The organism is Paenibacillus taihuensis, assembly GCF_003386535.1.
Classification (GTDB): Bacteria; Bacillota; Bacilli; order Paenibacillales; family Paenibacillaceae; genus Paenibacillus_Z; species Paenibacillus_Z taihuensis.
The window spans coordinates 37,128-62,266 of the sequence record NZ_QTTN01000040.1 but is presented as its reverse complement, the minus strand read 5'-3'; the positions used below and the strand labels follow the sequence as shown (position 1 = coordinate 62,266).

The following is a 25,139-nucleotide window of genomic DNA, read 5'->3' as shown; positions in this document are numbered from 1 at the left end:
ACTCTTTTTCACGCAAAAAAGGAGCAGGCTATCTTTCGATAACCTGCTCCTTTGCATAGATATTTGGTTCAACACCTTAACTTAATGACATTGCTTCACCAGGAAGGTCTTTTCTTACGATTCAAGCACTTCTGCTGCCGCTTCCGCTCCTGCTGCGACTTGCCGCCGGAACATTGCCCTTCTTCGGTGCAGTGCGGCGAACGAATGCCCGCGCGACCGTGAGGAGAATGACCGCTGCAGCGGTAACGAGATAGAGCAGCCGGACAGCTGGCATCGAAGTATCTGTCCCGAGGAAGTAGCCATGAATGAAAGCCATGACGAAGATCGGGTAGGAAGACAGATGGATGAGAAACCATAGCTTCTTCTTCAGCTTATTGCGCAGATCAGTGGTCAATATGACGATCAGCATGCCGTATGCCGCCAATATGCCGAGACCATTCAGAACAGGATGATTCTGAGCGGCAAAAGGAACGAGAAGCTCCCGCCAAGAGAAAGGCATATACGTATCAATTACAGTAAAGACGCCATGCATCAGTCCGACCGCAGTACCGCCAATCGTCAGGAAGCTATGCAGCTTGTAAATATCCGCTTTGCTCTCCCTCGACCATTGGGGGAAGCTGTATAGAATTCCGAGGCAGATGCCGAGCGCGAGCATCACATAAGATGCGATACCCAGCGAGCGGATGATCGGCCATGTCGGCAAATTAACGATAAAATCATTCATGTTCCAAAATCACCTCATTTCTATGCGAACCAGTGGGCTTGATCGATGGAGACATCCCGCCATTTGGCCGTGCTCTCGAAGGATGCACGGCTGCCGCAGTAATGGACACGCCGATCCGTTCCGAACACCAGCGCTTCATAATGCTTCGTCTTGTTCATGAAGCGTTCCAATCCTTCTTGCACACCAACAATGCATATGAGCTTGGCCCAAATCTCACAAGCGACGGCATCCGGACCCGTCACCGTGCATTGGTCAACATCACTGCTGCTCGGCTGCATCGTCCGGGGATCGAGCAGATGATGCTGCTCCTTGCCAGCGGCTCCGCTCCAGCGCCGTCCGAGCTTGCTCGATGTTGCCGCCGCACCATCCCAGAGCGCCAGGACGCCGTAATCTTCGCCTTCCTGCCAAGGATGCTCAATCGCGCTGAGCCACGGGTCGGATTCCGGCGCGCCCCATACCGCGAGGTCGCCTCCGGCGTTAATGAGTCCTTGCGTGACGGCAAGCTTTTGCTTCATATAGGTGGCTAACCGCTGCACGGACCAGCCTTTGACGATGCCGCCCAAATCGAGCGGGGCGTGAAGGAGGACCGACTTCATGCGAGAATCGATCTCCATGCGGGAGTCGATCTCTATCTTTGTCACCGCCTCCCGTGCCTTTGCCGCTAGCTTCGCCTTCGACGCCGTTGCCTCTCTCGCAGCCAATTGCTCGAATGACCGGTCATAGCCGCTAGCCTCTATCGCTTCCCGCAAACACGGATCGAATATCCCATCCGTCTCGCAGCGGTAATGCTCCGCCAGCAGCAGCACCTCCAGCATCGCATCCGAGATCATGCACCGCTCGCCAATGAGACGGTTCAGCTCGCTCAGCTCGCTCTCCTTCCGGAAGCGGGTAAAGCGATGCTCCGTTCTCTGGAACCAGTCCTCCGCGAACCTCGCCATGCCGCGCGCTTTCGATTCCTGCTCTACGGCGAACTTCACTTCAATCTTCGTATTCATCGCTTTCGTGCGGAATTGATGCAGCCTCGTATTCATCTTCGGAGCGCCTCCTTACACGCGCTTGAAGTTAAGAGCGCGCCGTTCGCGAATGTCTCGATGTCGATGGTGCAGACATTTCTCCTCCGCCGAACGAACCCGAGTCATCGCTGCTTTGATTATCGCTGAACCTATCGTCGAACCCGCCGCTTCCCGCATCGTTGTTATTGTCATAGCTGCTATCGTCATCGCTAAAGTATCCATTGATGTCATCATCGTTCATGACCGAATCCGGTGACCTCGCATCATCCGTGATCGAAGGCGATGACTGTGGCGCTTGCTCGTCATAGGTATCCTTGAACGCTTGGCTCGTCCGTACCTCCTGGAACAGGAGCGCGATTCCGAGTGAGGCGACTGCGCCGATTTTCCATTTTTGCCACTTCTTTTGTTTCATCTGGTTCTATGCACCTTCTTTCCGAGTTCCTGATTCCATTATAATCGTGCTATATGAAAAGTAGATGAGATTTAGCTGAACAATCGCTGAATGAGACCCATGAAATAGCCGTTGACCATCATCGGATGAGAGGTTATGCTAACCGTTAGAATGAAGTGCTTGCTGGAACGACAGCAATAATTAAGCAATTTGAGGTGGATAAATTGACAGGTAGTGGAAACTGGCGCGCGCAGTGGACGACGGATGTGAGGGCGAATGTGCTGGCAGGCATGACGGCAACACTTGCGCTTATCCCGGATTCATTGGCTTTTTCGTTTATGGCTGGCGTGCCGCCGCAGGTTGGGATTTATGCGACGATATGTATTTTGCTCGTCATTACGTTCTTAGGCGGAAGACCGGGGATGATTTCAGCGGCAGCTGGCTCGATGTCTGTCTTGATGCTCACACTGGTGAAAGAGCATGGCATCGCGTATCTGTTCGCAGCAACGGTATTGACTGGTATTATTCAATATTTAATGGGTGTGTTTAAGCTAGGCAAGCTTGTCAACTACGTGCCGCAGCCTGTATTGACGGGCTTCGTGAACGCGCTCGCGATTATGATTTTCTTGTCGCAGCTTCGTTATTTGACCGATGGCTCATGGACGATGTATGTCCTCGTTGCAGCGGCATTGCTTATTATTTACTTGCTGCCCCGATATTTCAAAGCCGTTCCGTCACCGCTGGCAGCTGTTGCGGTTCTGACGATCGTTGTGTGGATGTTCGGTATTGGCGACGTGACACGGATTGGCGATATTGCCGCGATTGACGCATCTTTGCCGTCGTTCCTGCTGCCGGATGTGCCGATCTCGTGGGACACTTTCCTCATTATATTGCCGTACTCGCTTTCGCTTGCAGTAGTCGGTTTCACGGAAACGATGCTGACGCAGAACCTGCTCGATGAGATGACAGGCGAGAAGACGGATAAGAACAAAGAAATGCGCGGCCAAGGCATTGCTAACTTCATTGCTGGCTTCTTTGGCGGGATGGCAGGCTGTGCGCTTGTGGCGGAATCGGTGCTCAATGTGAAAATGGGCGGTCGCAACCGATTGTCGATGCTCGTTGCGGCGCTGTTCCTGCTGCTGCTCGTCGTGGTGCTTGGCGATCTGTTATCGCTTATCCCAATGGCGGCATTGGTAGGCATTATGCTCATGGTGTGCGTAGCGATTTTCGATTGGAAGTCGGTCTTTAAGCTTCATAAAGTGCCGGTTACGGAAACGGTCGTCATGTTTGTCACCGTCGCATCGGTTGTTGCCACGCATGATCTTGCTGTAGGCGTAATTGTCGGCATGTTCGTAAGCGGCATCTTCGTGCTGCTGCGCAGAAGATCGGTCAGAAGAAATGTCAGCCGCGAAGTGGCGCGGGAGCAGTAAGGAAGAGGGGGCGGAGAGTCATGCTGGAGCGCAAATACAGTTTGTACGATCCGTTATGGCGTGAGGGCGGCGACTACCGCCCTCATATTGTCGCGTACTATTACAAGCAGTGGGTCGACTTTCATATGGACGTTCATGCGCATGATGCAATTGAGATCATGTATGTCATCTCAGGTACTTGCGTCGTTGAGATTGAGACAGAGACTGGGGAGCGAGCGCAATCAATTACGATGCGCAAGGGCGATCTAATTCTGCTCGATGCCGGCGTTCCGCACTGCTTGATTGTGGAGAAGGACAGCCCCTGCCGGATGCTTAACATCGAGTTCACGTTCACGGACTGCGACGGGATCTATCCATCCATGAAGCAGCTGGTCGAGCACAATGCACCGCTGACTCAACTGCTTGACCGACATCAGAGCTCCATCGTGCTGCGGGACCCGAGCGATATTCATCATATTTTGAAAAGCATCGTCATGGAGATCGACACCGGCGGCTCGCATCATGAGAGCATGACGCATTTGCTTATTTCACAGCTGCTCGTTCGGGTGGCGCGGCTTGCGGCAGAAGAGCCGGAGGATCGAGCGGGAGCTTCGCTCCATCAGCGTTATGTGCGCCAAGCGGCGGAATACATGCATCAGCATTATGATTGTGATATTCAAGTGAAGGATATTGCTGCGGCAGTCAGCTTGCATCCCGTCTATTTGCAGCGGATTTTCAGAGCGACGATGCACATGACGATTACGGAGTACTTGGCAGAGCTCAGGGTCGAGAAGGCGAAGATGCTCCTTGCACGCACGGATATTCCTATTATCGATATTGCGGACTACATCGGACTGAACAGCCGGCAATACTTCAGTATGCTGTTCAAGAAAGTGACCGGCTTGTCGCCCGCCGCCTATCGCAAATCGATTGAGATACGCAGGCATGGATAACGAGGTACAAGGTTGCGATAGTTGACATTTTGAAGGCAAAGCAGTTGGAAATGTGGAAACGCCTTCATCCGGACTCCTGCTACAATGATGGTGATGAATCAAGCTGGTTCCCCATATCAAAAGGATGCAGGAGGGGTTTCGATTGTCGTTTAAAGTGACCTTTATTGGAGCAGGCAGTATCGGATTTACACGCGGTTTACTGAGGGACTTGCTGGCTGTGCCGGAGTTTCGCGATATTGAGCTTGCGTTTACAGACATCAATGCACATAACCTGGAGATGGTCACGCAGCTGTGCCAGCGGGATATCGATGAGAATGGGCTGAACATCTCCATTCAATCGACGACTGACCGGCGGGAAGCGCTTCGCGGCGCGAAATATGTGCTGTGCGTTGTCCGGATCGGCGGACTCGAAGCATTCCAGCATGATGTAGACATTCCGCTCAAATATGGCGTCGACCAGTGCGTCGGCGACACGCTCTGCGCAGGCGGCATTATGTACGGCCAGCGCGGCATCGCGGCCATGCTCGACATTTGCAAAGACATCCGCGAGGCAGCAGATCCGAATGTGCTGCTGCTCAACTATGCGAATCCGATGGCGATGCTTACTTGGGCGTGCAACAAGTACGGCGGCGTGCGCACGATCGGACTTTGCCATGGGGTGCAGGGCGGACATCACCAAATCGCGAATGCATTCGGCTTGCAGAAGAAAGAAGTCGACATTATCTGTGCGGGCATCAACCATCAGACATGGTACGTGTCGATTAAGCATAACGGCATAGACAAGACGGGCGAGCTGCTCGAAGCATTCGAGAAGCATCCGGAATATAGCCAAACCGAGAAGGTGCGCATCGATATGCTGCGCAGATTCGGCTACTACTCGACAGAGTCGAACGGCCATCTGAGCGAATATGTACCTTGGTATCGGAAGCGCGCGGATGAAATCCAGGACTGGATTGATCTCGGCGTTTGGATCAATGGCGAGACTGGCGGGTACCTGCGCGTGTGTACGGAAGGCCGCAACTGGTTCGAGACGGACTTCCCGAACTGGATGAAGGGCGATCCGTACGTGTACTCGGCCGAGAAGCGTTCCGAGGAACACGGTTCTTACATAATAGAAGGCTTAGAAACAGGCCGACTATATCGCGGGCATTTCAACGTGGTGAATAACGGCGTCATTACGAACCTGCCGAATGACGCGATCATTGAAGCGCCGGGCTATGTTGACGCGAACGGCATTAATATGCCGGTTGTCGGCGACTTGCCGCTCGGCCCGGCAGCGGTATGTAATGTAAGCATCTCCGTGCAGCGGCTGGCTGTGGAAGCTGCGGTTCGCGGCGACGACAAGCTGCTCCGCCAAGCGATGATGATGGATCCGCTCGTCGGCGCGGTGTGCAATCCGAAGGAAATCTGGCAAATGGTCGACGAAATGCTCGTCGCCGGGGAGAAGTGGCTGCCGCAATACGGCGCTGCGATTGAAGAGGCGAAGCAGCGGCTCGCTGCCGGCAACCTCATCCCGACTCGCGACGATTACCGCGGAGCTGCGCGTCTGAAGACCAAATCGGTCGAAGAGATGCTGCAGGATCGCGAAGCGGCAACCCGCAATGCGGGCGAAGCGGACAAAGCGAAAGCAGCGCATTAATGCAAGAAGGGGATTGCTCACCGCAGGCAACTGATGCCTTGCGGGGGCAATCCCCTTGTTTATGATTAACGTTTCGGATAGAGCGGGTAGTCGACGTGGGAAGGGACATCGATCAAGACGAGGCGAAGCGGTGCATCGCCGGCAGCGGTAATGATCGCTTCTTCGGCTTGATCGGCTCTCGACACGATGAAGTCCTTGTGCTTGAAAGCTGTATCTTTTCCAGGTTGTGATACATAAGTCCAGGATCCGTCGCCGCGGATTGCGAGCGCGGTAAGCGTACGGCCTGCTTCGATTGCTTGCGTGTAGGTTGCGCCAGCTTCAATCTCCACATCCCACATTTGCGCATCGGCTACGATGGAGATCGGCGAGCCGTATCCCATCACGGTTTTCTTCGTGAAGCCTTCACCCTTCGCGATTGGGAACTCTTCGTGCTCATACTGGTTATACGTCGGCTTTGTTTTTACCGCCTCTTGGACGGAAGGCTCGAACCAGATTTGGAAGCCTTCCATATTGGCGAAGAACCGTTCTTCATGGCTGACGCCGGAGCCGGTCTGCATGAGCTGTACGCCGCCTGCACCTACGATGCTTTTCGTGCCGAGGGTATCGCCATGTTCGCCTTTGCCTGCCACAATATAAGTCATAATCTCGAACGCTTGATGCGGGTGTAGCGGGATATGACCATCTTGGTTCGCGTGTGCCCATGCCCAGTAGAACAAGGTGCTTACACGTTTCACGACCGAGCCTTCGCCCGGGAAGCCGATAGGCTTCTGTTCTGTAATTTTACCGCCGTCAAAAGCGCCGGTAGCTTGCATGGTCGGTCCGTATACGAGAGTTTGGATCATCGTAAATCCCTCCTATATAATGTAGTGTTTTTCGGGATTTCTTAATTTCGCATTAGCCGATCGAATATTCGCCTGCGCCGATCAGAGCAAGACCAATTGCGACAGCGATAAGGATGATGTTGTATTCCATGCCGTTCTGTGTAACCCAGTATCCGTTCTTGCGGTGCACCGACATAATTGCGCCAAGCATCGTCAATACGATCAATACGGCTGCCGGTACCATCCAGAATCCAAGAACGAAGAGGAGGCCGCCGACCAGCTCCGCAAGTCCAGCTAACAATGCAACCAACACGCCAGGTTTCAAACCGATGGAATCCATCCAACCTCCGGTTCCTTTAAGACCATACCCGCCAAACCAGCCAAACAGCTTCTGTGCTCCGTGACCTGCAAACGTCAAACCGACAATAACGCGAATAATCAACAATCCAAGTGCAATACTCATAATATAATTTCTCCTTCACATATAATTTATATTTTAAGTTTCTTTAAATTAAGATATTTGATAAAGCGAAGCCAGCTCAGCGGCCTCATGACGATCTAGGTGAAACTGCTCTGTGCTGCAATGCCAAGCTTCTTAAGCAGATGGATGGCTTGCGTACGCTCCTCCTCGGTTAGGCCGCTGACCGCTTTGCCGATCGCTTCCTTATGAAGCGGGAAGATCGAATCGAGAAGCTCAGTGCCTTGCGGTGTAATCTCTGCGAAAATCACTCTGCGATCCGTCGGGCATGCCTTGCGCTGAGCCAATCCTTTGCCTGCCAGCTTATCGATGACATAAGTGATGTTGCCGCTTGTCATTAAGATCTTCTCGCCGATTTGTTGAAGCGGCTGCTCGCCTTTATGATAAAGAAGCTCCAGGACGGCGAACTCCGTCGGATTCAAGCCGTATTTGCGAATGTCTTGATGGACATGGGCAGTAACCCACTGGCTTGCTCGAGACAGCACGACGAATAACTGAAGTTCATTGCCTGCTTGTGTATGATTCTGTTCGCTCATCTGTCGTCACCTCGCTTCTGATAATCTCAATATCAAATATCTTAATTTAAAGATAAATCATTTCGAAGCAATTGTCAAGCATCGAATAATAAAAAAGGCTGAAGCGACGCAACTACGCGCTCCAGCCAGTCTGTCGAACCATTAGGAGTGTAACTTTGCACGTTTCTGCTGCACGTTCAGCGGCTCCGGCACCGAGTCGCCGCCAGCGAATTGATGCTTCACAAGCTTATTGAAGGAAGAAAGCCATGGTGCGAGGGAGTGGCCCGCCCAAGCTTCCTGCGCATATTGAATGAGATGGTTATTGAATTCCTTGTTCGCCGAGATATGCACTTCCTGCACGGCTGGCGCCAGACGGCGGACATGAACGGCGATCGTCTGCTTCAGCTCGCCGGAGATTTGATTGTGATCATTAATGGATAACGCAGAGTTGTAAGGCGTCACCATACGCTGGTTATTCCAATATGGACTTCCGTTCTCTACATTATATACGCCTTGAGTTGTTCCTGAATTATTCTGCTCTCTCGTTCCGCCGGACTTCTTAGTGCCTGTAGCAGTCCAATCCGTTGTAATGGCGACATAGGCATTCTTATCTGTAAGGAAAACAAGAGCGCCGGCTACGCCGTTAATGCTCGACACATCGCTCGACAGGAGCGAGCTGTACTCGAACCAGTGATTATCATGCTGTCCGGGGAGTCCGCTCATCGTGCCGTACATGCGGCTTCCGAGCATTTTCGGATCGCCTTTCTGCTTGGTGCCATAATCATAGGTACTGTTCTGAACGTGGCGTTCATAATTACAGCCGCTTAAAGTGAGGCCGAGCACAGTAACGGCTGCAATCAGGATGAGAAAAGAACGATAAGCTGCACGCTTTTTCATTAAGGGTAGCTCCTTTCATAAACCTATCTTTAGAATGGGCCCGAAAGGAGCAAATATGCATCCTGTTTCAATACATAAAGAACCATGGTTTTAGCACACAATGAAGGATAGACATGGAGGCTTTAAACTAGGAATTGGCAAGTGGAAAAATCAAAAAAAGCGGCGATTTTACTGGTATGAGAACAATTTGTGAACACAGCTGGGAAGATTGACAAAAAGCACCTCCAACTTTATATTAAATAAAGTGATTAGATTGCGGAAGTTGTCTAAACAACTAGGATTGCACGCAGTAACGCCTATTTTCTTGCCATCTGAGGCTGCTGCGAAAACGTAAAAAGTGGGGTTGATTGATGATGAATCGGTGGCACGTTCTAAAACGGGTTATGCCGCTTCTTGTCGGAATGGTGTTGCTGCTGTCTGGATGCGGACGAGCAGACTTATCGACACTTAGACCGCAAGGGCCGGTTGCCGAAGAACAGTTTGGACTAATGAAATTAACGATTACGATCATGGTTGTGGTCGTTCTCATCGTGTTTGCAATTGCAGTTTACGTTATTGTTCGTTACCGCCGTCGTCCAGGCGATAAATCGATCCCTGTACAAGTGGAAGGTAACCACAAGCTCGAGATTATTTGGACCGTCATCCCGATTGTCCTTCTAATCATTCTTGGTGTGCCGACAGTTAAGTCTGTATTCGGACTTGCGAAGGACTACACGCATGATCCGAAAGCTATTCAAGTTCACGTAACTGCTCACCAATATTGGTGGGAGTTCGAATACCCGAATCTGGGCGTGAAGACAGCTCAAGAGCTGATCATTCCGAATGATGCAGTTATTTCCGTTGAAGCGAAGACAGCAGACGTGCTTCACTCGTTCTGGATTCCTTCGCTCGCTGGTAAGACAGATACAAATCCAGGCGGCAACGTAAATACAATGTACTTCGAAGCGCCTAAGACAGGCGTATACCTCGGTAAATGCGCTGAGCTTTGCGGACCATCTCACTCCTTGATGGATTTCAAAGTTAAAGTCGTTGACCGTGCTTCCTTCGACCGCTGGGTCGCTGCAATGAAGAACCCGGTTCAGCTTCCGGACGACCAACAGGTTGCTGACCTTCTCAATAAGCAATGCTTGTCTTGCCACGCAATTGGCGACAAAGGCGTTCAACTGTATCCGAACCTGACAGGTATCGGCAGCCGCCAAGCTGTTGCAGGTATCCTTGTGAATACAGACGATCCGAAATACAAGAACGAAGGCTCCGTTGAGGACAACCTGAAGAGATGGATCAAAGATCCGCAAGCAGTTAAACCAGGTACGCAAATGCCGAAGGTTGACCTGACAGACGATCAAATTGATGCCATTGCCAAATACTTAGCAGGCTTGAAGCTAGAATATTAATACTTATGGAATGAAGGAGGTACCTACTTTGGCTCACGGACACAAGGTGAAGCGGTATAGCGGTCTGAAGGACTGGCTAACTACCGTAGACCATAAAAAAATCGGCATTCTGTACTTGCTGTCGGGCGGATTCTTCTTCCTGGTCGGCGGTTTGGAAGCCCTCCTGATTCGGATTCAGCTGTGGAAGCCGCTCAACGATTTCGTTGCGGCACATACGTTCAACGAATTGTTGACGATGCACGGAACGACAATGATCTTCCTTGCGGCGATGCCGATGATCTTCGCGTTAATGAATGCGATCGTCCCATTGCAGATCGGTGCACGCGACGTTGCGTTCCCGTTCGTTAATGCGATTGGTTTCTGGACATTCTTCGCGGGCGGCGTTCTGCTGAATGTCAGCTGGTTTGCCGGCGGTGCGCCGGATGCGGGCTGGACAGCATACGCTCCGCTCTCGACAGCGACATACAGCTCGACACATGGTCTTGACTACTATGTCATCGGTCTTCAAATCGCCGGTATCGGTACGCTGGTCGGCGGTATCAACTTCTTGGCAACAATCATCAACATGCGCGCTCCTGGTATGAGCTTCATGCGTATGCCGATGTTCACATGGACGGCTTTCATCACGTCCGCTCTGATCTTGTTCGCTTTCCCGGCGCTTACTGTAGGGTTGGTTGCGATGATGTTCGACCGCGTATTCAGCGCGAACTTCTTCGAACCGACTAACGGCGGTAACGCAGTACTATGGGAGCATATCTTCTGGATTTTCGGACATCCTGAGGTTTATATCCTCATCTTGCCGGCATTCGGTGTTATCTCCGAAGTTATCAGTACGTTCTCGCGTAAGCGTTTGTTCGGTTACAGCTCGATGGTATTCGCAACAGTGCTCATCGGCTTCCTTGGCTTCATGGTTTGGGCGCATCACATGTTCACGACAGGTCTTGGACCGGTTGCGAACGCATTGTTCTCGATTGCAACCATGTTGATCGCTGTACCGACAGGTATTAAGATCTTTAACTGGCTGTTCACCATGTGGGGCGGTTCGATCCGTTTCACAACAGCGAATCTGTTTGCAGTCGGCTTCGTTCCAACGTTCGTAATGGGCGGTGTAACAGGCGTTATGCTTGCGGCAGCTCCTGCTGACTTCCAGTATCACGATTCCTACTTCGTCGTAGCTCACTTCCACTACGTTATCGTTGGTGGTTTGATCTTGGGCTTGTTCTCTGGCTTGTTCTACTGGTGGCCAAAAATGTTCGGTCGCATGCTGAATGAAACACTCGGCAAAATTTTCTTCTGGTTATTCTTTATCGGCTTCCACCTGACGTTCTTCGTGCAGCATTTCTTAGGTTTGATGGGTATGCCGCGTCGTGTATGGACCTACCTCGACGGTTTGGGCTTCAACAACCTGAACTTGATCTCGACAATCGGTGCGATGACGATGGGTCTTGGTACGATCGTTTTCTTGATCAACATCGTAGTAACATCGGCGAAACCGCGCAATGCTTCCAACGATCCATGGGAAGATGGCCGTACGCTGGAGTGGACAATTCCTTCTCCTGCACCTGAGTATAACTTTGCTCAAACTCCGCTCGTTCGCGGATATGATGCATTCTGGAAAGAGAAGATGGAAGGTAAGACAGAGATGGTTCCAGCTGAGCCGCTTGGTCCGATTCATATGCCTTCGCCATCGAGCCTGCCGCTCTTCATGTCGATCGGTCTGTTCATCGCAGGTCTAGGCTTCATGTATGCGAAAGGTGACTATGGTACAGGCGCATGGGCTTGGATCCTGCACCATCACATTGTCGCAATCTTCGGCCTTGCCATTACGCTTACTTGTATGTTCCTGCGTTCCGTATTTGACGATCATGGCTTCCATATCGAAACGGATGAAATTCTTCGAGATAAGGGGGTTAAAGCATGAGCGGGCACGCACACGTAGACGGTAAACTCCCTCACGAACCGGAAAAGGCAACACTCGAGGGTCGCAATAAAGTACTTGGTTTCTGGCTGTTCCTTGGCGGTGAAACGGTATTGTTCGGAACGCTGTTCTCAGCGTTCCTGGCACTCCGCCATCAAGTCGGCGACGGCAACCCGACAGCGAATGAGCTGTTCGAGCTGCCGACTGTAGCTCTTGCAACATTCATCTTGTTGACTTCCTCGCTGACAAGCGTATTCGCGATTCAATCGATGCATACGAACAAAGTGAAATCGATGCTTTGGTGGCTTGTCATTACGGTAATCTTCGGTCTTGCGTTCCTTGGTCTGGAGATTTACGAGTTCAACAACTATGTCCATGAAGGACATAAATTCTCAACAAGCGCATTCAGCTCGTCGTTCTATACACTGGTCGGCTTCCACGGTGCCCACGTATTGTTCGGGGTACTCTGGATCTCGATTCTAATTGCTCAAGTGTTAAAGAAAGGCTTGAATGTCGTTACTGCTCCTAAGATATATGTGGCCGGTATGTACTGGCACTTTATCGACGTCGTGTGGGTATTCATCTTCACCGTCGTGTACTTGATGGGAAAGGTGGGCTAACGAATGGCTGGAACACAACATTCTGCTGCCGAAGAGAACAAACGCCATAAGCACGAAGGTCCTAAGAAGCATATTATCGCGTTTATTTTCTCGATCTTGCTGACAATCATTGCATTCGCAATGGTTGCTGCAGGCGAAATTAATACAACGTTCATCTATGTGATGCTCGTTGTCATGGCGCTTATCCAAGTCTTCGTTCAAATGGGCTTCTGGATGCACATGAAGGATCGTGGACACGTATTCCCGATCGTAGGTATTCTAGGTGGCGTATTCGTCGTATTCACAATTGTCATCATGGCCGAGTACTGGGCTTGGTGGTAATAAAGTTCTAAATTGAAGAGAGGGAGGTCCTTGCTGGCCCCCTCTTTTGCTGTAAATGTATGGGTTTATGGAAAGGGGTACCATTATGCTTGGTTTGCAATATTTCAGCTTTGAAGCGCTATGGAGCCCGTGGTTTTTCTTCTTTATGACAGCATTAGTCATTCTCTATTTCTACTTGGCTGGACCTTGGAAGGAAAAGCATGCGCCGGAAGCGCCGCCTGTGACGGTGACGCAGAAGTCGTTGTTTGTTACGGGGATGGTGCTCTACTATTTGGTGCAGGGCGGGCCTTTTGAATTGCTTGGACACCTGATGTTTGCGTTTCATATGGTCGATATGTCGGTTGCGTATCTTGTTGTGCCGCCAATCATCATGTTTAGTATTCCGGCCTACCTCTGGAAGGCGATGTTCTCGGCTCCGTTCTGGAAGCGATTCAGAGGAGCGACGCATCCGATATTCTCGCTCGTTGCATTTAACGTGCTGTTCTCGCTCTATCATTTGCCAAGTGTGCATGACTATGTCATGATTCACTTTACTGTACATCGGATCTACTATCTGGTTCTGCTAGTTACCGCATTCTTAATGTGGTGGCAGATTGCTTGCCCGGTACAGGAGTGGAGCCGACTGACCGATGTTCGCAAAATGGCTTATATCTTCGCAAGCGGCATGCTGCTCACGCCTGCTTGTGCGCTTATTATTTTCAACAGCACGCCGATGTATGCCACCTATAACGACCCTGAAGTATGGGCGAAGGCCATGGGCTACTGTGTATCCGGCGATCCTGCTTCACTGCTAGCTTCCTTCAAAGGAGGGCCGACATTCTTCAATCTGATGTCCCCGGCCGAGGATCAGCAGCTTGGCGGTATTATTATGAAGCTTGTTCAAGAAGTGATGTACGGCGTTATTCTCGCCTACGTCTTCTTCCACTGGTATAAGAGAGAACATGCTGATTCTGACGATCCGTTGCCAGAGCATGGCGCGCTGAATTAGTCTGAAGAAGCGATTATATTTATAGACGATTGGACGGGATGATGTTTGTCACTGTATGATGTATTGCCTGCGATCAGCACCTCCTTCATTGCCCTTAGTGCCATTCTCGTAGCGATTGGCTGGAGTCTCGCGATCAAGCGTAAGCTTGAAGCGCATAAGAAAGTGATGCTTGCCGGCGCTGCTGCGGCATTGCTGTTCTTCATTATTTACATGAGCCGGACGGTATTCGTCGGCAATACAGATTGGGGCGGCTCGGATGAGATGAAGCCGTACTATCTGACGTTTCTATTCTTCCACATCGTACTTGCAACTGTAGGTGCGGTGTTCGGTATTACGACGTTGACGCTTGGATTCAAGAGCCGCTTCGCGAAGCACCGTAAGTGGGGCCGTATCACATCTGTCGTGTGGTTCTTTACGGCGATTACAGGTATTACGGTGTACGTGCTGCTGTACTTGATGTATCCGGGCGGTCACACGAAGCCCGTGCTTGACGTGCTGTTCGGCGGCTAAGCAGTTAGGTATGAGAAATAGAAAGAGCATTAGAGCGGTAAATCTCTGCAAAGAGGTTTGCCGCTCTTTTTTGCGCGAGAGGCACATTTACAGCTAGGCCAGGAACCAGTAAAATACATGTTAGGAAGAAACAAAATATGTTTGTTTCAATCAGGAGGCGAACCTCGTTGAAGCTTCATGGGAGAACGTATTCACGCAGGGAGATTGAGGCCCGGGTTGGACGGATTGAACAGGTTGGCGGTATCCGCAAGCTGACTTTGGCTGATGGCAATGAGAATGGATCATCCGTCATCTCGGTGCGTACAGGGGCTGGACTTGCTTTTGACGTAACGCCGGACAAGGGACTCGACATCTCGGCAGCTTCCTTCTCAGGTGGTTCACTCTGTTGGCAGTCGGCTAGCGGCGATGTGCATCCCTCGTACTATGACGATAAGAAAAACGGCTGGCTCCGAACGGCTTCCGGCGGATTGTTGATGACTTGCGGTTTAATTAACGTAGGTGCTCCAGTCGAGAGCGGGGGACAAAACTTCGGTATGCATGGCAGAGCGCATCATACGCCTGCCAGGCAGGTTGCTGCTGAAGGCTATTGGGTCGACGACGAGTATGAGATTCGGATCGCTGGTATTATCGAAGAGCATGCGATGTTCGGCGGACATCTGCGGCTAAGACGGGAAATCCGGACGAGGCTTGGCGAGAACCGAATTTCGATTCGCGATGTGGTGGAGAATGCTGGCTTTGAGCCATGCCCGCATATGATGCTGTATCATTTTAACTTCGGCTATCCGTTGTTGACGGAGCAGTCGGAGCTTATATTCCCGAAAGGGAGTGTGAGAGCGATTGTCGACGGGATACCTGTTGAAGGCTATGACAAATGGACGGCGCCTGCAGCACCATATCATGAACGCTGCTATTATCACGAGCCGGAGCAAGAGGTTGACGGAAGGCGCGAAGTGACAATCCGCCAGCCGGAGTTTCCAATTGCAGCGGGGCTGCGGGCGCCGCTTGCAGTAACGCTCAGTTGGAAATCGGATACGCTTCCGAGGCTGGTGCAGTGGAAGATGCCGGGAGCAGGCCTGCATGCACTTGGAATTGAGCCGGCCAACTGCGGCGTAGAGGGCATGGAGATCGAGAGACAGAGAGGGACACTCGTTATGCTGCAGCCGGGAGAAGCGCTGGAATATGAAGTGGATTTGACGATTACGTAGGAGTGGGAAGCAATGAGTATGAGCTTGAATGATCGGCAGCAGCAGCTGATGACGATGCTGGAGAGTACTGGCGAAGTGAAGGTTGCGGTGCTGAAAGAAACGTTCGGCGTGACAGAAATGACAATTCGGCGCGACTTGGAGAAGCTTGAGCTAGCTGGCTATGTGAAGCGTACATTCGGCGGGGCAATCTTGGCATCGAAGGATGCGACGCTGGAGGATCGTTCTGTCGTGATGACAGATGAGAAGAGCCGGATCGGCCGGGCGGCAGCTGCGCTCGTGCAGGAGAACGACTCGATCTTCATCGATGGCGGGACGACGACCCTGTATGTGGCGCGTCATTTGAAGCCGGGCATGAACATTACGGTAGTGACGAATGCGCTGAACATTGCGCTGGAACTGCTCGAGAAGCGGATCACGACAGTCGTGACGGGCGGAATGGCGCTAGAAACGACATCGACGCTTGTTGGACCCGGGGCAGCGGAGTCGATTGGCCGAATGGCGTTCAACCGCATTTTTCTAGGAGCGACAGGTGTTAGTGCCAAACACGGCTTTAGCAACTCGAACATGTACGAGGCGGAGATTAAGAGGATGGCGATTGCACAGGCGGCCGAGGTAAATGTCGTCGTCGATCATTCGAAGTTTGGCGCGAAGGAGCTGTTCTCTTTCGCAGCGCTTGATACGGTGCACCGCATCGTCTGCGATCAAGAGCCGGAGCAGTCGTTGCTGGAGGCGTGCAGGGAAAGTAATGTGGAGCTTTTAGCTGCTAGAGATTGAGTATGCACATGTTTGTTTAAAACATTATTGTAGACAGGAGAATGAGGTTTAGTTAGAATAATGTTATAAACGAACATTTATTGTTCTAACGGAACAGAGGGGATGGTTCACATGTCAGCAATAGCACCGCGTTTAAATCGGATGTTCAGCGAGCAAGGGAAATGTTTTGATGTAGCTGTCGATCATGGTTTCTTCAATGAGTATTCTTTCTTGTCCGGAATCGAGAATATGAAGCAAGCGATCGAGACGATCGTAGAGGCGAATCCGGATTGCATCCAGCTCAGCATCGGTCAAGCCAAATGGCTGCAAAACATTCCAGGCAAGAAGAAGCCGGGACTTGTTCTGCGTACAGATGCGGCGAATATTTATGGTACAGAGCTGCCTCGCTTTCTGTTCAGCGAGCTTATCGACCGGGCGATTGAGAAGGCGGTTGCGCTCGATGCGGTTGCGGTATGCGTGAACCTGCTGCTCCTTCCTGGCCAGCCGGAGCTGCACCACCAGTGCGTTCGCAATATTTCGCTGCTGAAGAGCGAGTGCGAGAAGTACGGGATGCCGCTTATGGTTGAGCCGCTTGTGATGCTGCCGAATGAGGCGAAGGGCGGTTACATGGTGGATGGCGATATTAACAAAATCATGCCGCTCGTTCGTCAAGGCGTCGAGCTTGGCGCGGATGTTATTAAAGCAGACCCTTGCGACGACGTGACGGAATATCACCGCGTCATTGAAGTGGCTTCCGGCATTCCGGTGCTCGTGCGCGGCGGCGGCCGGGCAAGCGATGAAGAGATTGTGAACCGTACGGTCGAGCTGATGAATCAAGGCGCTTCGGGCATCGTGTATGGCCGCAACGTTATTCAGCATCCGAGTCCGGCGGGCATGACGAATGCGCTGATGGCGATCGTTCATCACGGTGCGTCGGCTTCGGAAGCACTTGCCATTCTTGGCAGCGGAAAGGGCGTGGAGTAGAATGAGCACAAGAATCATTCGGTTCGGCGTCATTGGCTGCGGCTTGATGGGCAAGGAATTCGCGAGCGCGGCGGCAAGATGGCTGCATCTGGAGCGCGTGGAGTTCGAGCCGCGGATCGTAGCGGTGTGCGATGCGAACATGGAAGCGACGAATTGGTTCAAGAAGCAAGTCCCGAGCGTGGAACGCACTTATACCGATTATCGTGATTTGCTGGCAGATCCCGAGGTAGAAGCGGTGTATTGCGCAGTGCCGCATAACCTGCATGCGCAAATCTATTCCGATATTATTGCAGCCGGCAAGCATTTGTTGGGCGAGAAGCCATTCGGCGTTGATATGGAAGCGAATACACGGATTTCGGCTGCGCTTGCTGCACATCCCGAAGTGATTGTTCGCTGCTCGTCGGAGTTTCCTTTTTTCCCAGGGGCGCAGAGCTTGATTAAGTTGGTGGAAGAGGGCAAGTTCGGCCGAATTATCGAGGTGGAGGCAGGCTTCTGGCATTCCAGCGACCTGGACCCTACGAAGCCGATAAACTGGAAGCGGCGTATCGCCACGAACGGGGAGTACGGCTGCATGGGCGATCTCGGCATGCATGTGCTGCATCTGCCGATGCGGTTCGGCTGGAAACCGAATAGCGTTCGTGCGCTGCTGAGCAAAATCGTAAGCGAGCGTCCAGACGGCAAAGGCGGCATGGCACCATGCGAGACATGGGATAACGCGATTCTTGCCTGCGACGTGGCAACGGCGGATGGCGGATTCCCGATGGTGCTCTCAACGAAGCGTATCGCACCGGGGCATGCGAATAGTTGGTTTGTCCGCATTCAAGGAACGGAGCTGTCGGCGGAATTCAGCACGAAGAATCCGAAGCAAATCGCGATACTGCCGTATTCGCCTGGCAAGCAGCAAGCATGGCATGTCGCTGATGTCCCGTATAAATCGGCTTATGGCACGATTACAGGCGGCATCTTCGAGTTCGGCTTCTCGGATTCGATTCTGCAAATGTGGGCGGCGTTCTGCGATGAGCTCGTAAACGGCAGAGATGGGATGCAGCAGCCGTTCTACTGCGCGACGCCGGAAGAGGCGCAAGGGAGCCATCGGGTCTTTACGGCGGCGCTTGCATCGGAACGAACAGGGCAAACGATCGCGCTGGACTGGAGGGATTAGCGGTGAGCACTGCTGCTCGTGCAGGTGCGGAAGTGGTCGTTGCCGGGCATATTTGCCTCGATGTCATCCCGGCAATGCATGAGATGAAGGACGGGATGGGGGCGATCCTCGTCCCGGGCAAGCTTGTCGATATCGGCCCGGCGGTCATTGCCACAGGCGGCGCAGTGTCCAACACGGGACTTGCGCTGCACCGGCTCGGGCTGCGCACGAAGCTGATGGGCAAGATCGGCGATGATATGTTCGGCGGAGCGATTGTGGATGTGCTGCGCAGCTACGGCGGTGATGAATTAGCCAGTGGCATGATAGTCGCCGCTGGCGAGAGCAGCTCGTATACGCTCGTCATTAATCCGCCGAATATTGACCGGGTCTTCCTGCACTGTACCGGAGCCAATGACACGTTCACGGCTGCGGATATTCAGGAGGAGGCGCTCGCCGGCGCGAAATTGTTTCATTTTGGCTATCCGCCGCTCATGCGGAAGATGTATGAAGATGGCGGCGACGAGCTCGCCGCGCTGCTCGCGAAGGCGAAGCGCGCCGGGCTTACGGTGTCGCTTGATCTGGCGAAGCCGGACCCGGAGTCGCCTGCAGGTCGCGCGGACTGGCGCGGCATATTCTTGAAAGCGCTCCCGCAGGTGGATGTGTTCCTGCCGAGCTTCGAAGAGATTCTGTATATGCTGCGACGAGAGCAGTACGAAGCGTTAGTCGCGCAGCATGGGACGAACGATCTGCTGCCGTTCGCGGAAGGCCCGCTGCTGCGCGAGCTTTCGCAGGAGCTGCTTGAGCTGGGCGTTAGCATCGTGGTGCTCAAGCTAGGCGAGCACGGTCTGTACCTGCGGACGACAGACGATGCGGCGAAACTTGCCGCGATTGGAGCCGCGGCGCCGGAGCAGTTCGGCGCATGGGTAGGCCGCGAGCTGCTGGTGCCATGCTTCGAAGTCGTCGTTGCCGGCACGACAGGAGCGGGCGATTGCACGATCGCGGGTTTCCTCGCGGGCTTGCTGAAGGGGCTTGCGCCTGAAGCGGTGCTGGATGGCGCCGTTGCAGTCGGCGCCTGCAACGTGGAGCATGCGGACGCGACGAGCGGCGTGCCCGCGTGGGACGCGGTGCAATCGCGGATGGCGGCAGGCTGGCGCCGCCGCGAGGTGAAGCTCGCGCTGCCGGGCTGGCGGAGCGGCGGAACGAGTGATGGTGTGTGGTATGGACCCGAGGAGCAAGAGTAGGAGCAGGAGCAGGAGCAGGGTGGTCGCGGGCAAGGGCAAGGTTAAGGTTAAGGTTAAGGTTAAGGTTAAGGGGATAACTTTTGCAGGTGCAGGTGGATCTTTAATTTCGGCGGAGAAGTAAGGAGGCGCTTAAGATGAGAAGAAGCGAAGTGCGCGCGGCGCAGAAGCGGACGGCGGCGATGTTTGACCAGGTTGGCATCACGCTGACACCGGAGGAGCGCAGCAATATCGAAGTTGCGGAATTTGGGCTTGGCAACCTCGAGCTGCAGGGACTCGAGCTTGTGACGTACATCAATACGGACCGCTACTGTGCGAAGGAGCTCGTCTTGTTCCCAGGCCAGACTTGCCCAGAGCATCTTCATCCGCCGGTTGGCGACGACCCGGGCAAGATGGAGACATTTCGCTGCCGATACGGCAAAGTGTGGCTCTATGTCGAAGGCGAGAGCAACGGCACCATTCAAGCGCGATTGCCGCGCGGAAGTGAAGAATATTACACGGTTTTCCACGAGGTTGAACTGACTCAAGGGCAGCAATACACCATTCCTCCCGGTACGAAGCACTGGTTCCAGGCTGGCGAGAAAGGGGCGGTCGTGTCGGAGTTCTCAAGCACGAGCCGCGATGAATTTGATATTTTTACAGATCCGAATGTGTTGCGGATTCCGGTGATTGAGGAAGACCTGTAGATTGTAGTGCGCGAAGGGCAGCTGGCCATTGGGGATTGGGACTGAGAGAGGGGAAACTCGCTCTCTGCGAGCGGCAACAGCAGATATGGTGCGTGAGAGAGGAAAAAGCCGCTCTCGGGGCGCGAAGTAGAGCAATTGGACCTCTGTCAAGAAAGTGGACACAAACTAAGGCGTTTTTCTCTTATCAAACTGCGACTTCAGCAGACCGGCTACATGTGCGCGATTCGGCGAGATTTAGCTAAAGAAGTCCAGCGAACCAGCTACATGTGCGCGATTCGGCGAGATTTAGCTAAAGAAGTCCAGCCAACCAGCTACATGTGTGAGATTTGGCGAGTTTTGGCCGAAGAAGTCTAGCAGACCAGCTACATGTGTGAGATTCGGCGAGATTTAGCTAAAGAATTCCAGCAGACCGGTTACATGTGTAAGATTAACTGAAGAACGGCCAATTGAGCGAAAGATGAGTCCTCCAGGTAGCTACATTGGCCGAAAATCGGCCAAATGAGCAAAAGAGTGTCCTCCAGGTAGCTACATTAACTAAAAATTGGCCAAATGAGTGAAAGAGAGTGCTCCAGGTAGCTACATTGGCCGAGAATGGTGCATGAGAGAGGAAAAAGCCGCTCTCGGGGCGCGAAGTAGAGCAATTCGGCCTCAAAGCGGGACCGCTCCTCCCGGTAGAGCTCTACAGCAGAAAAAACCGGCAATCTCCTAAGAGAGACTGCCGGTTTTTTCACGCAGCACCTGCTCCACCTTGGAGAGATGCGCGTCCATTCGTGATGCGGCCTGGCCGGCATCCTGCAGCCGGATCGCGTCGACGATGCCGCTGTGCTCCTCGAGCAGCCGGCGCGCTGACTGCTGCTCGCCGTAAAACCAGAGCGAGCGCGTATCGCGCATGCTCTCGTGAAGGCGCTGCGAGAGCGACTTCATCAGCTCGACCAGCATCGGATTGCGCGACGCGCGTGCGATTTGCTCGTGCAGCTGCACATCGGCTTGCTCGCCGAACGCTTCATCGTCGAGCCGCTGCTCCATCTGCGCAAGCGTGGCTTCCATGGCGGCAAGATCATCCGCGCTGCGATGCTTAGCGGCAAGCGAAGCGCAGCCGGTCTCGAGCACTTTGCGCACTTCGAGCAGCTGGAGCAGCGAATCGGCGCGGTCCAGCCAATCTTCTCGAACAGCAGCGGTCGATTCTTCCTGAGGCTCCGGAGGAGCAAGCACAAAAGTGCCGCCGCCTTGGCGGATGTCGAGCAGCCCCCGTGCCTTGAGCGCACTTAACGCTTCGCGGATCGTGGAGCGCCCGACGTTATATTGAGCAGCGAGGTCGACAACGGAGGGAAGCTTGTCCCCCGGCTTCAGGTCGCCTGCGGCGATGCGATCACCCAGCTCGCGGGATACCCATTCGTAGCTCTTGAGCGGCTTTGCTTGCATGAAGGTCCTCCTTCGGATAACGGTGCGATTGACGGTGGTCAGCGCGATTTTTCGATATCCCGTTTCTCCATCTTATGATATACTACTTTCAAAACAAAGTCATCAGATGACCTGATCTATTATTCATATAAGGCTAGGGGGGAATCGTTCTATTATGCTAGGTGACTCAGTGAAACAGAAGCTGCGCGAAATTGTCGGCAGCCAGTGGTTTAAGGATGACAAGGAATCATTGATTACGCATTCCTACGACGGTACGCCAATGCTGCAATCGCTGCCGGACGGGGTCATTTATCCCGAAAATACGGCGCAGGTGTCGACGATCTTGAAGCTGCTTAATGAAGAGCGAGTTCCTGTGGTGAGCCGGGGATCGGGCACGAATCTGTGCGGAGGGACGGTTCCGGTCGAAGGCGGCGTCGTCATGGTCATGCACCGGATGAACCGCATTCTGGAGGTTGATCTTGAAAATCTGACTGCAACCGTTCAGCCCGGCCTTAACACGAAGCAGTTCATTACGCATGTCGAGGGACTGGGGCTGTTCTATCCGCCTGACCCGAGCAGCATGGCGATATCGACGATTGGCGGCAACATCGCGGAATGCTCCGGCGGGTTGCGGGGGCTTAAGTACGGCACGACAAAAGATTACGTCATCGGCCTTGAAGCCGTGCTCGCCAGCGGCGAAATCATCCGGACAGGCGGCAAGCTGATGAAGGATGTGGCCGGCTATGATCTTACGAAGCTGCTCGTCGGTTCGGAAGGTACGCTCGCCGTTGTGACGGAAGCGACGCTGAAGCTGATTCCGCCGCCGAAGACGAAGAAGACGATGCTTGCGATGTACAAGGACCTCTACGGCGCTGCCCGGACGGTGTCCAAAATCATCGAGAACCGCATCATTCCGGCAACGCTCGAGTTTCTGGATAATCCGACGATCCGGGTCGTGGATGATTTTGCGAAGCTGGGGCTGCCGCTCGAGATGGATGCGATTCTGCTCATCGAGCAGGACGGCGATCCCGAGATGGTGGAGCGGGACATTGCGCGCATCGCGGACATTTGCCGAAGCGAAAATGCCGAGCGGGTCAGCATTGCAGCCGATGAAGCCGAAGCGCTGAAGCTGCTTACTGCGCGGCGGAGCGCATTCACGGCGCTGGCGCGATTGCGGCCGACGACGATTCTCGAGGATGCGACGGTGCCTCGTTCGAAGATCGCCGAGATGGTGCTCGCGATCAATGAAATTGCGGAGCGGCACAATGTGACGATCTGTACGTTCGGGCATGCCGGCGACGGCAATTTGCATCCGACGGCGACGACGGACGCGCGCGATAAGGATGAAATCCATCGGGTTGAGGCGGCTTTTGAAGAGATTTTCGAAGCTGCGATTCGGCTCGGAGGCACGATTACCGGGGAGCATGGCGTAGGGCTTGTGAAGGCGCCTTACCTGGAGTGGAAGGTAGGTCCTGCGGGGATTGAAGTAATGCGGGCGATCAAGACGGCTTTTGACCCGAACAACATTCTGAACCCGGGCAAAATGTTCGCCAAAGCTTCTCGCAAAAGGGTGGTGCTTGGCCATGCCTAACCTGCTCGTGTCTATGCTGGAAGCGAAGGAGAGCAAAGATGGTGGCTCGTGCAGGGAGCTGGCAACGACGCTGAAGAGTACGTTGAACTACGATCAACTGACGAACTGCATGCGCTGTGGGTTCTGCTTACCGGCTTGTCCGACGTTCCGCGAGACGGGAATCGAAGCGGAATCGCCGCGAGGCCGAATTGCACTGATGAAAGCTGTTGCGGACGGCTTGATGGACCCGGATTATGCATTCGAGACGCAAATGAATCATTGTCTCGGTTGCCGTGCGTGTGAGCCTGCATGTCCCGCAGACGTGAAGTACGGGCAGCTGCTCGAGCAGGCGCGGGATTCGGTGGAGCAGCATACGGAGAGCCATCGCTGGTGGGTGAAGCTGGCGCGGAAGACCGCTTTCGAGGGGATGTTTCCGCATCAGGAACGCATGCGCTTGCTAGGCGGCGCACTGCAGGTGTACCAGAAGTCAGGGCTTCGGAAGCTCGTGCGCGGCGCGGGCATTATGAAGCTGTTCCCGAAGCATATGGAACAGATGGAACGCATCCTGCCCGATGCGTCGTATCGCGGCGTTGTGGAACAGATCGGTTCCGTTCATCCCGCCCTGGGAGAGCGTGTCGGCACCGTCGGCTTGTTCCGCGGCTGCATTATGGATGTGCTGTTCACGGAGACGAACAAGCATACGGTCGAGCTGCTCAATGCGGCGGGCTTCGACGTCGTCATTCCCAAGTCGCAGAACTGCTGCGGTGCTCTGCATGCGCATAGCGGCGAGCAAGCCGGCGCGCGCGAGCTCGCGAAACGCAACATTACCGCGTTCAAAGCGGCGGGCGTCGATTGGATCGCCTCGAACGCGGGCGGCTGCGGCGCGCTGCTCGTCGAGTACGATCATCTGCTGCACGATGATCCGGAGTATGCGACCGACGCCAAGTGGTTCGCGAAGAGGACGCTTGACGTGAGCAAGCTGCTCGTGGAGCACGGCCGCCTGCAGACGGCCGCTGCGACCGCGGTAGCAGCGGGCAAGGAGCAGGCGAGCGCTCCAGCCGTTGGCTGCGGTGGCAGCTGCAGCGGCGTCAGCTTCTCGGCTGCTGATCCGGTGCGCATCACGTACCAGGATTCATGCCATCTGCGCAACGTCATGCGCTCCTCCGAGGCGCCGCGCAAGCTGATGAAGAGCGTCGCGAACGCGGAGTTCGTCGAGCTCTTCGAGTCGGACCGCTGCTGCGGGTCGGCGGGCATCTACAACTTGACCCAGCCGGAGATGGCGGGTCAAATTCTCGATCATAAGATGGACCATGTGAGACAGACCGACGCGCACTACTTGCTGACGAGCAATCCAGGCTGCTTGCTGCAGATGAAGCTTGGCATCGAGAAGCACGGCATGAGCGGGAAGATGGAGGCACTGCATTTGGTTGATTTTCTGCATGAGCGGATTTGCAAGGAATAGTAGGTTGGAGGTTGGAGGCGGCTGTGCGCTTGGGAGAGCGTTCGGTCGTCTTTTTATATCGTCAAAATAGGGATAACCCGTCGCTGCATAACTATGAGTAACAACAGG

At 53.7% G+C, this 25,139-nt stretch carries 25 protein-coding genes; 17 read left to right on the top strand and 8 right to left on the bottom strand.

From position 1 onward, the window contains the following. Window positions 1-121: 121 nt before the first annotated feature. Genes A8990_RS25165 through A8990_RS25155 form a run of 3 tightly spaced genes read right to left on the bottom strand, consistent with a single transcriptional unit; the run spans window position 122 to window position 2,149 of the window. Window positions 122-724, bottom strand: coding sequence for a ferric reductase-like transmembrane domain-containing protein (locus tag A8990_RS25165; protein WP_116191793.1), 603 nt, complete (start codon window positions 722-724; stop codon window positions 122-124). A gap of 20 nt (window positions 725-744) precedes the next feature. After that, on the bottom strand, window positions 745-1,755 hold the full coding sequence (locus A8990_RS25160; RefSeq protein ID WP_116191792.1) for an FAD:protein FMN transferase: 1,011 nt from the start codon (window positions 1,753-1,755) through the stop codon (window positions 745-747). Window positions 1,756-1,786: 31 nt separating this feature from the next. Then, window positions 1,787-2,149: a hypothetical protein gene (locus A8990_RS25155; protein WP_116191791.1), complete on the bottom strand. Its 363-nt coding sequence runs from the start codon at window positions 2,147-2,149 to the stop codon at window positions 1,787-1,789. Between the two features lie 203 nt (window positions 2,150-2,352). Here A8990_RS25155 and A8990_RS25150 point away from each other — a divergent pair, with 203 nt between their 5' ends. The 3 genes from A8990_RS25150 to melA all read left to right on the top strand — a co-directional run bounded on the left by A8990_RS25150 (window position 2,353) and on the right by melA (window position 6,129). Next, the gene (locus tag A8990_RS25150; protein WP_245996205.1) at window positions 2,353-3,558 is read left to right on the top strand and encodes a SulP family inorganic anion transporter; all 1,206 of its coding nucleotides are present in this window, start codon (window positions 2,353-2,355) and stop codon (window positions 3,556-3,558) included. Window positions 3,559-3,578: 20 nt separating this feature from the next. Further along, entirely contained in the window at window positions 3,579-4,490 is a 912-nt protein-coding gene (locus A8990_RS25145) for an AraC family transcriptional regulator (protein WP_116191790.1), read from the top strand. Window positions 4,491-4,632: 142 nt separating this feature from the next. Further along, window positions 4,633-6,129, top strand: coding sequence for an alpha-glucosidase/alpha-galactosidase (melA, locus tag A8990_RS25140; RefSeq protein WP_116191789.1), 1,497 nt, complete (start codon window positions 4,633-4,635; stop codon window positions 6,127-6,129). Window positions 6,130-6,194: 65 nt separating this feature from the next. Here the strand turns inward: melA and A8990_RS25135 are convergent, their stop codons facing one another. From A8990_RS25135 to A8990_RS25120, 4 genes are all read right to left on the bottom strand, one after another. Beyond that, complete coding sequence (locus A8990_RS25135) at window positions 6,195-6,968, bottom strand: pirin family protein (protein WP_116191798.1); 774 nt, start codon at window positions 6,966-6,968, stop codon at window positions 6,195-6,197. A 55-nt stretch (window positions 6,969-7,023) separates the two neighbouring features. Further along, complete coding sequence (locus A8990_RS25130) at window positions 7,024-7,413, bottom strand: DoxX family protein (protein ID WP_116191788.1); 390 nt, start codon at window positions 7,411-7,413, stop codon at window positions 7,024-7,026. 95 nt (window positions 7,414-7,508) lie between these two features. Further along, window positions 7,509-7,964: a MarR family winged helix-turn-helix transcriptional regulator gene (locus A8990_RS25125; protein WP_116191787.1), complete on the bottom strand. Its 456-nt coding sequence runs from the start codon at window positions 7,962-7,964 to the stop codon at window positions 7,509-7,511. A 141-nt stretch (window positions 7,965-8,105) separates the two neighbouring features. After that, window positions 8,106-8,840, bottom strand: coding sequence for a hypothetical protein (locus tag A8990_RS25120; protein ID WP_116191786.1), 735 nt, complete (start codon window positions 8,838-8,840; stop codon window positions 8,106-8,108). Window positions 8,841-9,190: 350 nt separating this feature from the next. Here A8990_RS25120 and coxB point away from each other — a divergent pair, with 350 nt between their 5' ends. The 12 genes from coxB (at window position 9,191) to A8990_RS25060 (ending at window position 20,598) form a co-directional block, all read left to right on the top strand. After that, window positions 9,191-10,234 carry a cytochrome c oxidase subunit II gene (coxB, locus tag A8990_RS25115; protein WP_116191785.1) on the top strand — a complete coding sequence of 348 codons (1,044 nt, stop codon included), beginning with the start codon at window positions 9,191-9,193 and terminating at the stop codon, window positions 10,232-10,234. Window positions 10,235-10,262: 28 nt separating this feature from the next. Beyond that, window positions 10,263-12,155, top strand: coding sequence for a cytochrome c oxidase subunit I (ctaD, locus tag A8990_RS25110; protein WP_245996203.1), 1,893 nt, complete (start codon window positions 10,263-10,265; stop codon window positions 12,153-12,155). After that, on the top strand, window positions 12,152-12,772 hold the full coding sequence (locus A8990_RS25105; protein WP_116191783.1) for a cytochrome c oxidase subunit 3: 621 nt from the start codon (window positions 12,152-12,154) through the stop codon (window positions 12,770-12,772). Before ctaD ends, A8990_RS25105 begins: the two co-directional genes overlap by 4 nt. A 3-nt stretch (window positions 12,773-12,775) precedes the next feature. After that, on the top strand, window positions 12,776-13,093 hold the full coding sequence (locus tag A8990_RS25100) for a cytochrome C oxidase subunit IV family protein (RefSeq protein WP_116191782.1): 318 nt from the start codon (window positions 12,776-12,778) through the stop codon (window positions 13,091-13,093). 85 nt (window positions 13,094-13,178) lie between these two features. After that, window positions 13,179-14,081 carry a cytochrome c oxidase assembly factor CtaG gene (gene ctaG / locus A8990_RS25095; protein WP_116191781.1) on the top strand — a complete coding sequence of 301 codons (903 nt, stop codon included), beginning with the start codon at window positions 13,179-13,181 and terminating at the stop codon, window positions 14,079-14,081. A 45-nt stretch (window positions 14,082-14,126) separates the two neighbouring features. Beyond that, window positions 14,127-14,591 carry a DUF420 domain-containing protein gene (locus tag A8990_RS25090; protein ID WP_116191780.1) on the top strand — a complete coding sequence of 155 codons (465 nt, stop codon included), beginning with the start codon at window positions 14,127-14,129 and terminating at the stop codon, window positions 14,589-14,591. A gap of 167 nt (window positions 14,592-14,758) precedes the next feature. After that, window positions 14,759-15,796, top strand: coding sequence for an aldose 1-epimerase family protein (locus A8990_RS25085; RefSeq protein WP_116191779.1), 1,038 nt, complete (start codon window positions 14,759-14,761; stop codon window positions 15,794-15,796). Window positions 15,797-15,808: 12 nt separating this feature from the next. Beyond that, complete coding sequence (locus tag A8990_RS25080) at window positions 15,809-16,570, top strand: DeoR/GlpR family DNA-binding transcription regulator (protein WP_116191778.1); 762 nt, start codon at window positions 15,809-15,811, stop codon at window positions 16,568-16,570. Window positions 16,571-16,681: 111 nt separating this feature from the next. Beyond that, window positions 16,682-17,533, top strand: a complete 852-nt coding sequence (locus A8990_RS25075; RefSeq protein ID WP_116191777.1) for a class I fructose-bisphosphate aldolase — start codon at window positions 16,682-16,684, stop codon at window positions 17,531-17,533. Between the two features lies 1 nt (window position 17,534). Next, a complete protein-coding gene (locus A8990_RS25070; RefSeq protein WP_116191776.1) occupies window positions 17,535-18,695 on the top strand; it encodes a Gfo/Idh/MocA family protein in 1,161 nt (386 codons plus the stop codon). 2 nt (window positions 18,696-18,697) lie between these two features. After that, window positions 18,698-19,915, top strand: coding sequence for a carbohydrate kinase family protein (locus A8990_RS25065; protein ID WP_245996202.1), 1,218 nt, complete (start codon window positions 18,698-18,700; stop codon window positions 19,913-19,915). A 134-nt stretch (window positions 19,916-20,049) separates the two neighbouring features. Next, complete coding sequence (locus tag A8990_RS25060) at window positions 20,050-20,598, top strand: D-lyxose/D-mannose family sugar isomerase (RefSeq protein ID WP_116191775.1); 549 nt, start codon at window positions 20,050-20,052, stop codon at window positions 20,596-20,598. A 705-nt stretch (window positions 20,599-21,303) separates the two neighbouring features. Here the strand turns inward: A8990_RS25060 and A8990_RS25055 are convergent. Beyond that, a complete protein-coding gene (locus A8990_RS25055; protein WP_116191774.1) occupies window positions 21,304-22,020 on the bottom strand; it encodes a FadR/GntR family transcriptional regulator in 717 nt (238 codons plus the stop codon). 154 nt (window positions 22,021-22,174) lie between these two features. On the opposite strand from A8990_RS25055, the gene glcD reads away from it, so the two are divergent. Continuing rightward, window positions 22,175-23,590 carry a glycolate oxidase subunit GlcD gene (gene glcD, locus A8990_RS25050; RefSeq protein ID WP_116191773.1) on the top strand — a complete coding sequence of 472 codons (1,416 nt, stop codon included), beginning with the start codon at window positions 22,175-22,177 and terminating at the stop codon, window positions 23,588-23,590. Between the two features lie 13 nt (window positions 23,591-23,603). Beyond that, window positions 23,604-25,031 carry a (Fe-S)-binding protein gene (locus A8990_RS25045; protein WP_181909771.1) on the top strand — a complete coding sequence of 476 codons (1,428 nt, stop codon included), beginning with the start codon at window positions 23,604-23,606 and terminating at the stop codon, window positions 25,029-25,031. Window positions 25,032-25,139 lie beyond the last annotated feature (108 nt).

What these genes read in the sequence shown, in the direction of transcription:
- A8990_RS25155 (WP_116191791.1), bottom strand. Translation starts at nt 2,149, where the DNA reads ATGAAACAAAAGAAGTGGCAAAAATGGAAAATCGGCGCAGTCGCCTCA.
- A8990_RS25165 (WP_116191793.1), bottom strand. Translation starts at nt 724, where the DNA reads ATGAATGATTTTATCGTTAATTTGCCGACATGGCCGATCATCCGCTCG.
- A8990_RS25055 (WP_116191774.1), bottom strand. Translation starts at nt 22,020, where the DNA reads ATGCAAGCAAAGCCGCTCAAGAGCTACGAATGGGTATCCCGCGAGCTG.
- A8990_RS25060 (WP_116191775.1), top strand. Translation starts at nt 20,050, where the DNA reads ATGAGAAGAAGCGAAGTGCGCGCGGCGCAGAAGCGGACGGCGGCGATG.
- glcD (WP_116191773.1), top strand. Translation starts at nt 22,175, where the DNA reads ATGCTAGGTGACTCAGTGAAACAGAAGCTGCGCGAAATTGTCGGCAGC.
- A8990_RS25160 (WP_116191792.1), bottom strand. Translation starts at nt 1,755, where the DNA reads ATGAATACGAGGCTGCATCAATTCCGCACGAAAGCGATGAATACGAAG.
- coxB (WP_116191785.1), top strand. Translation starts at nt 9,191, where the DNA reads ATGATGAATCGGTGGCACGTTCTAAAACGGGTTATGCCGCTTCTTGTC.
- ctaG (WP_116191781.1), top strand. Translation starts at nt 13,179, where the DNA reads ATGCTTGGTTTGCAATATTTCAGCTTTGAAGCGCTATGGAGCCCGTGG.
- A8990_RS25145 (WP_116191790.1), top strand. Translation starts at nt 3,579, where the DNA reads ATGCTGGAGCGCAAATACAGTTTGTACGATCCGTTATGGCGTGAGGGC.
- A8990_RS25070 (WP_116191776.1), top strand. Translation starts at nt 17,535, where the DNA reads ATGAGCACAAGAATCATTCGGTTCGGCGTCATTGGCTGCGGCTTGATG.
- A8990_RS25045 (WP_181909771.1), top strand. Translation starts at nt 23,604, where the DNA reads ATGCTGGAAGCGAAGGAGAGCAAAGATGGTGGCTCGTGCAGGGAGCTG.
- A8990_RS25125 (WP_116191787.1), bottom strand. Translation starts at nt 7,964, where the DNA reads ATGAGCGAACAGAATCATACACAAGCAGGCAATGAACTTCAGTTATTC.
- A8990_RS25075 (WP_116191777.1), top strand. Translation starts at nt 16,682, where the DNA reads ATGTCAGCAATAGCACCGCGTTTAAATCGGATGTTCAGCGAGCAAGGG.
- A8990_RS25130 (WP_116191788.1), bottom strand. Translation starts at nt 7,413, where the DNA reads ATGAGTATTGCACTTGGATTGTTGATTATTCGCGTTATTGTCGGTTTG.
- A8990_RS25120 (WP_116191786.1), bottom strand. Translation starts at nt 8,840, where the DNA reads ATGAAAAAGCGTGCAGCTTATCGTTCTTTTCTCATCCTGATTGCAGCC.
- A8990_RS25080 (WP_116191778.1), top strand. Translation starts at nt 15,809, where the DNA reads ATGAGTATGAGCTTGAATGATCGGCAGCAGCAGCTGATGACGATGCTG.
- A8990_RS25100 (WP_116191782.1), top strand. Translation starts at nt 12,776, where the DNA reads ATGGCTGGAACACAACATTCTGCTGCCGAAGAGAACAAACGCCATAAG.
- A8990_RS25105 (WP_116191783.1), top strand. Translation starts at nt 12,152, where the DNA reads ATGAGCGGGCACGCACACGTAGACGGTAAACTCCCTCACGAACCGGAA.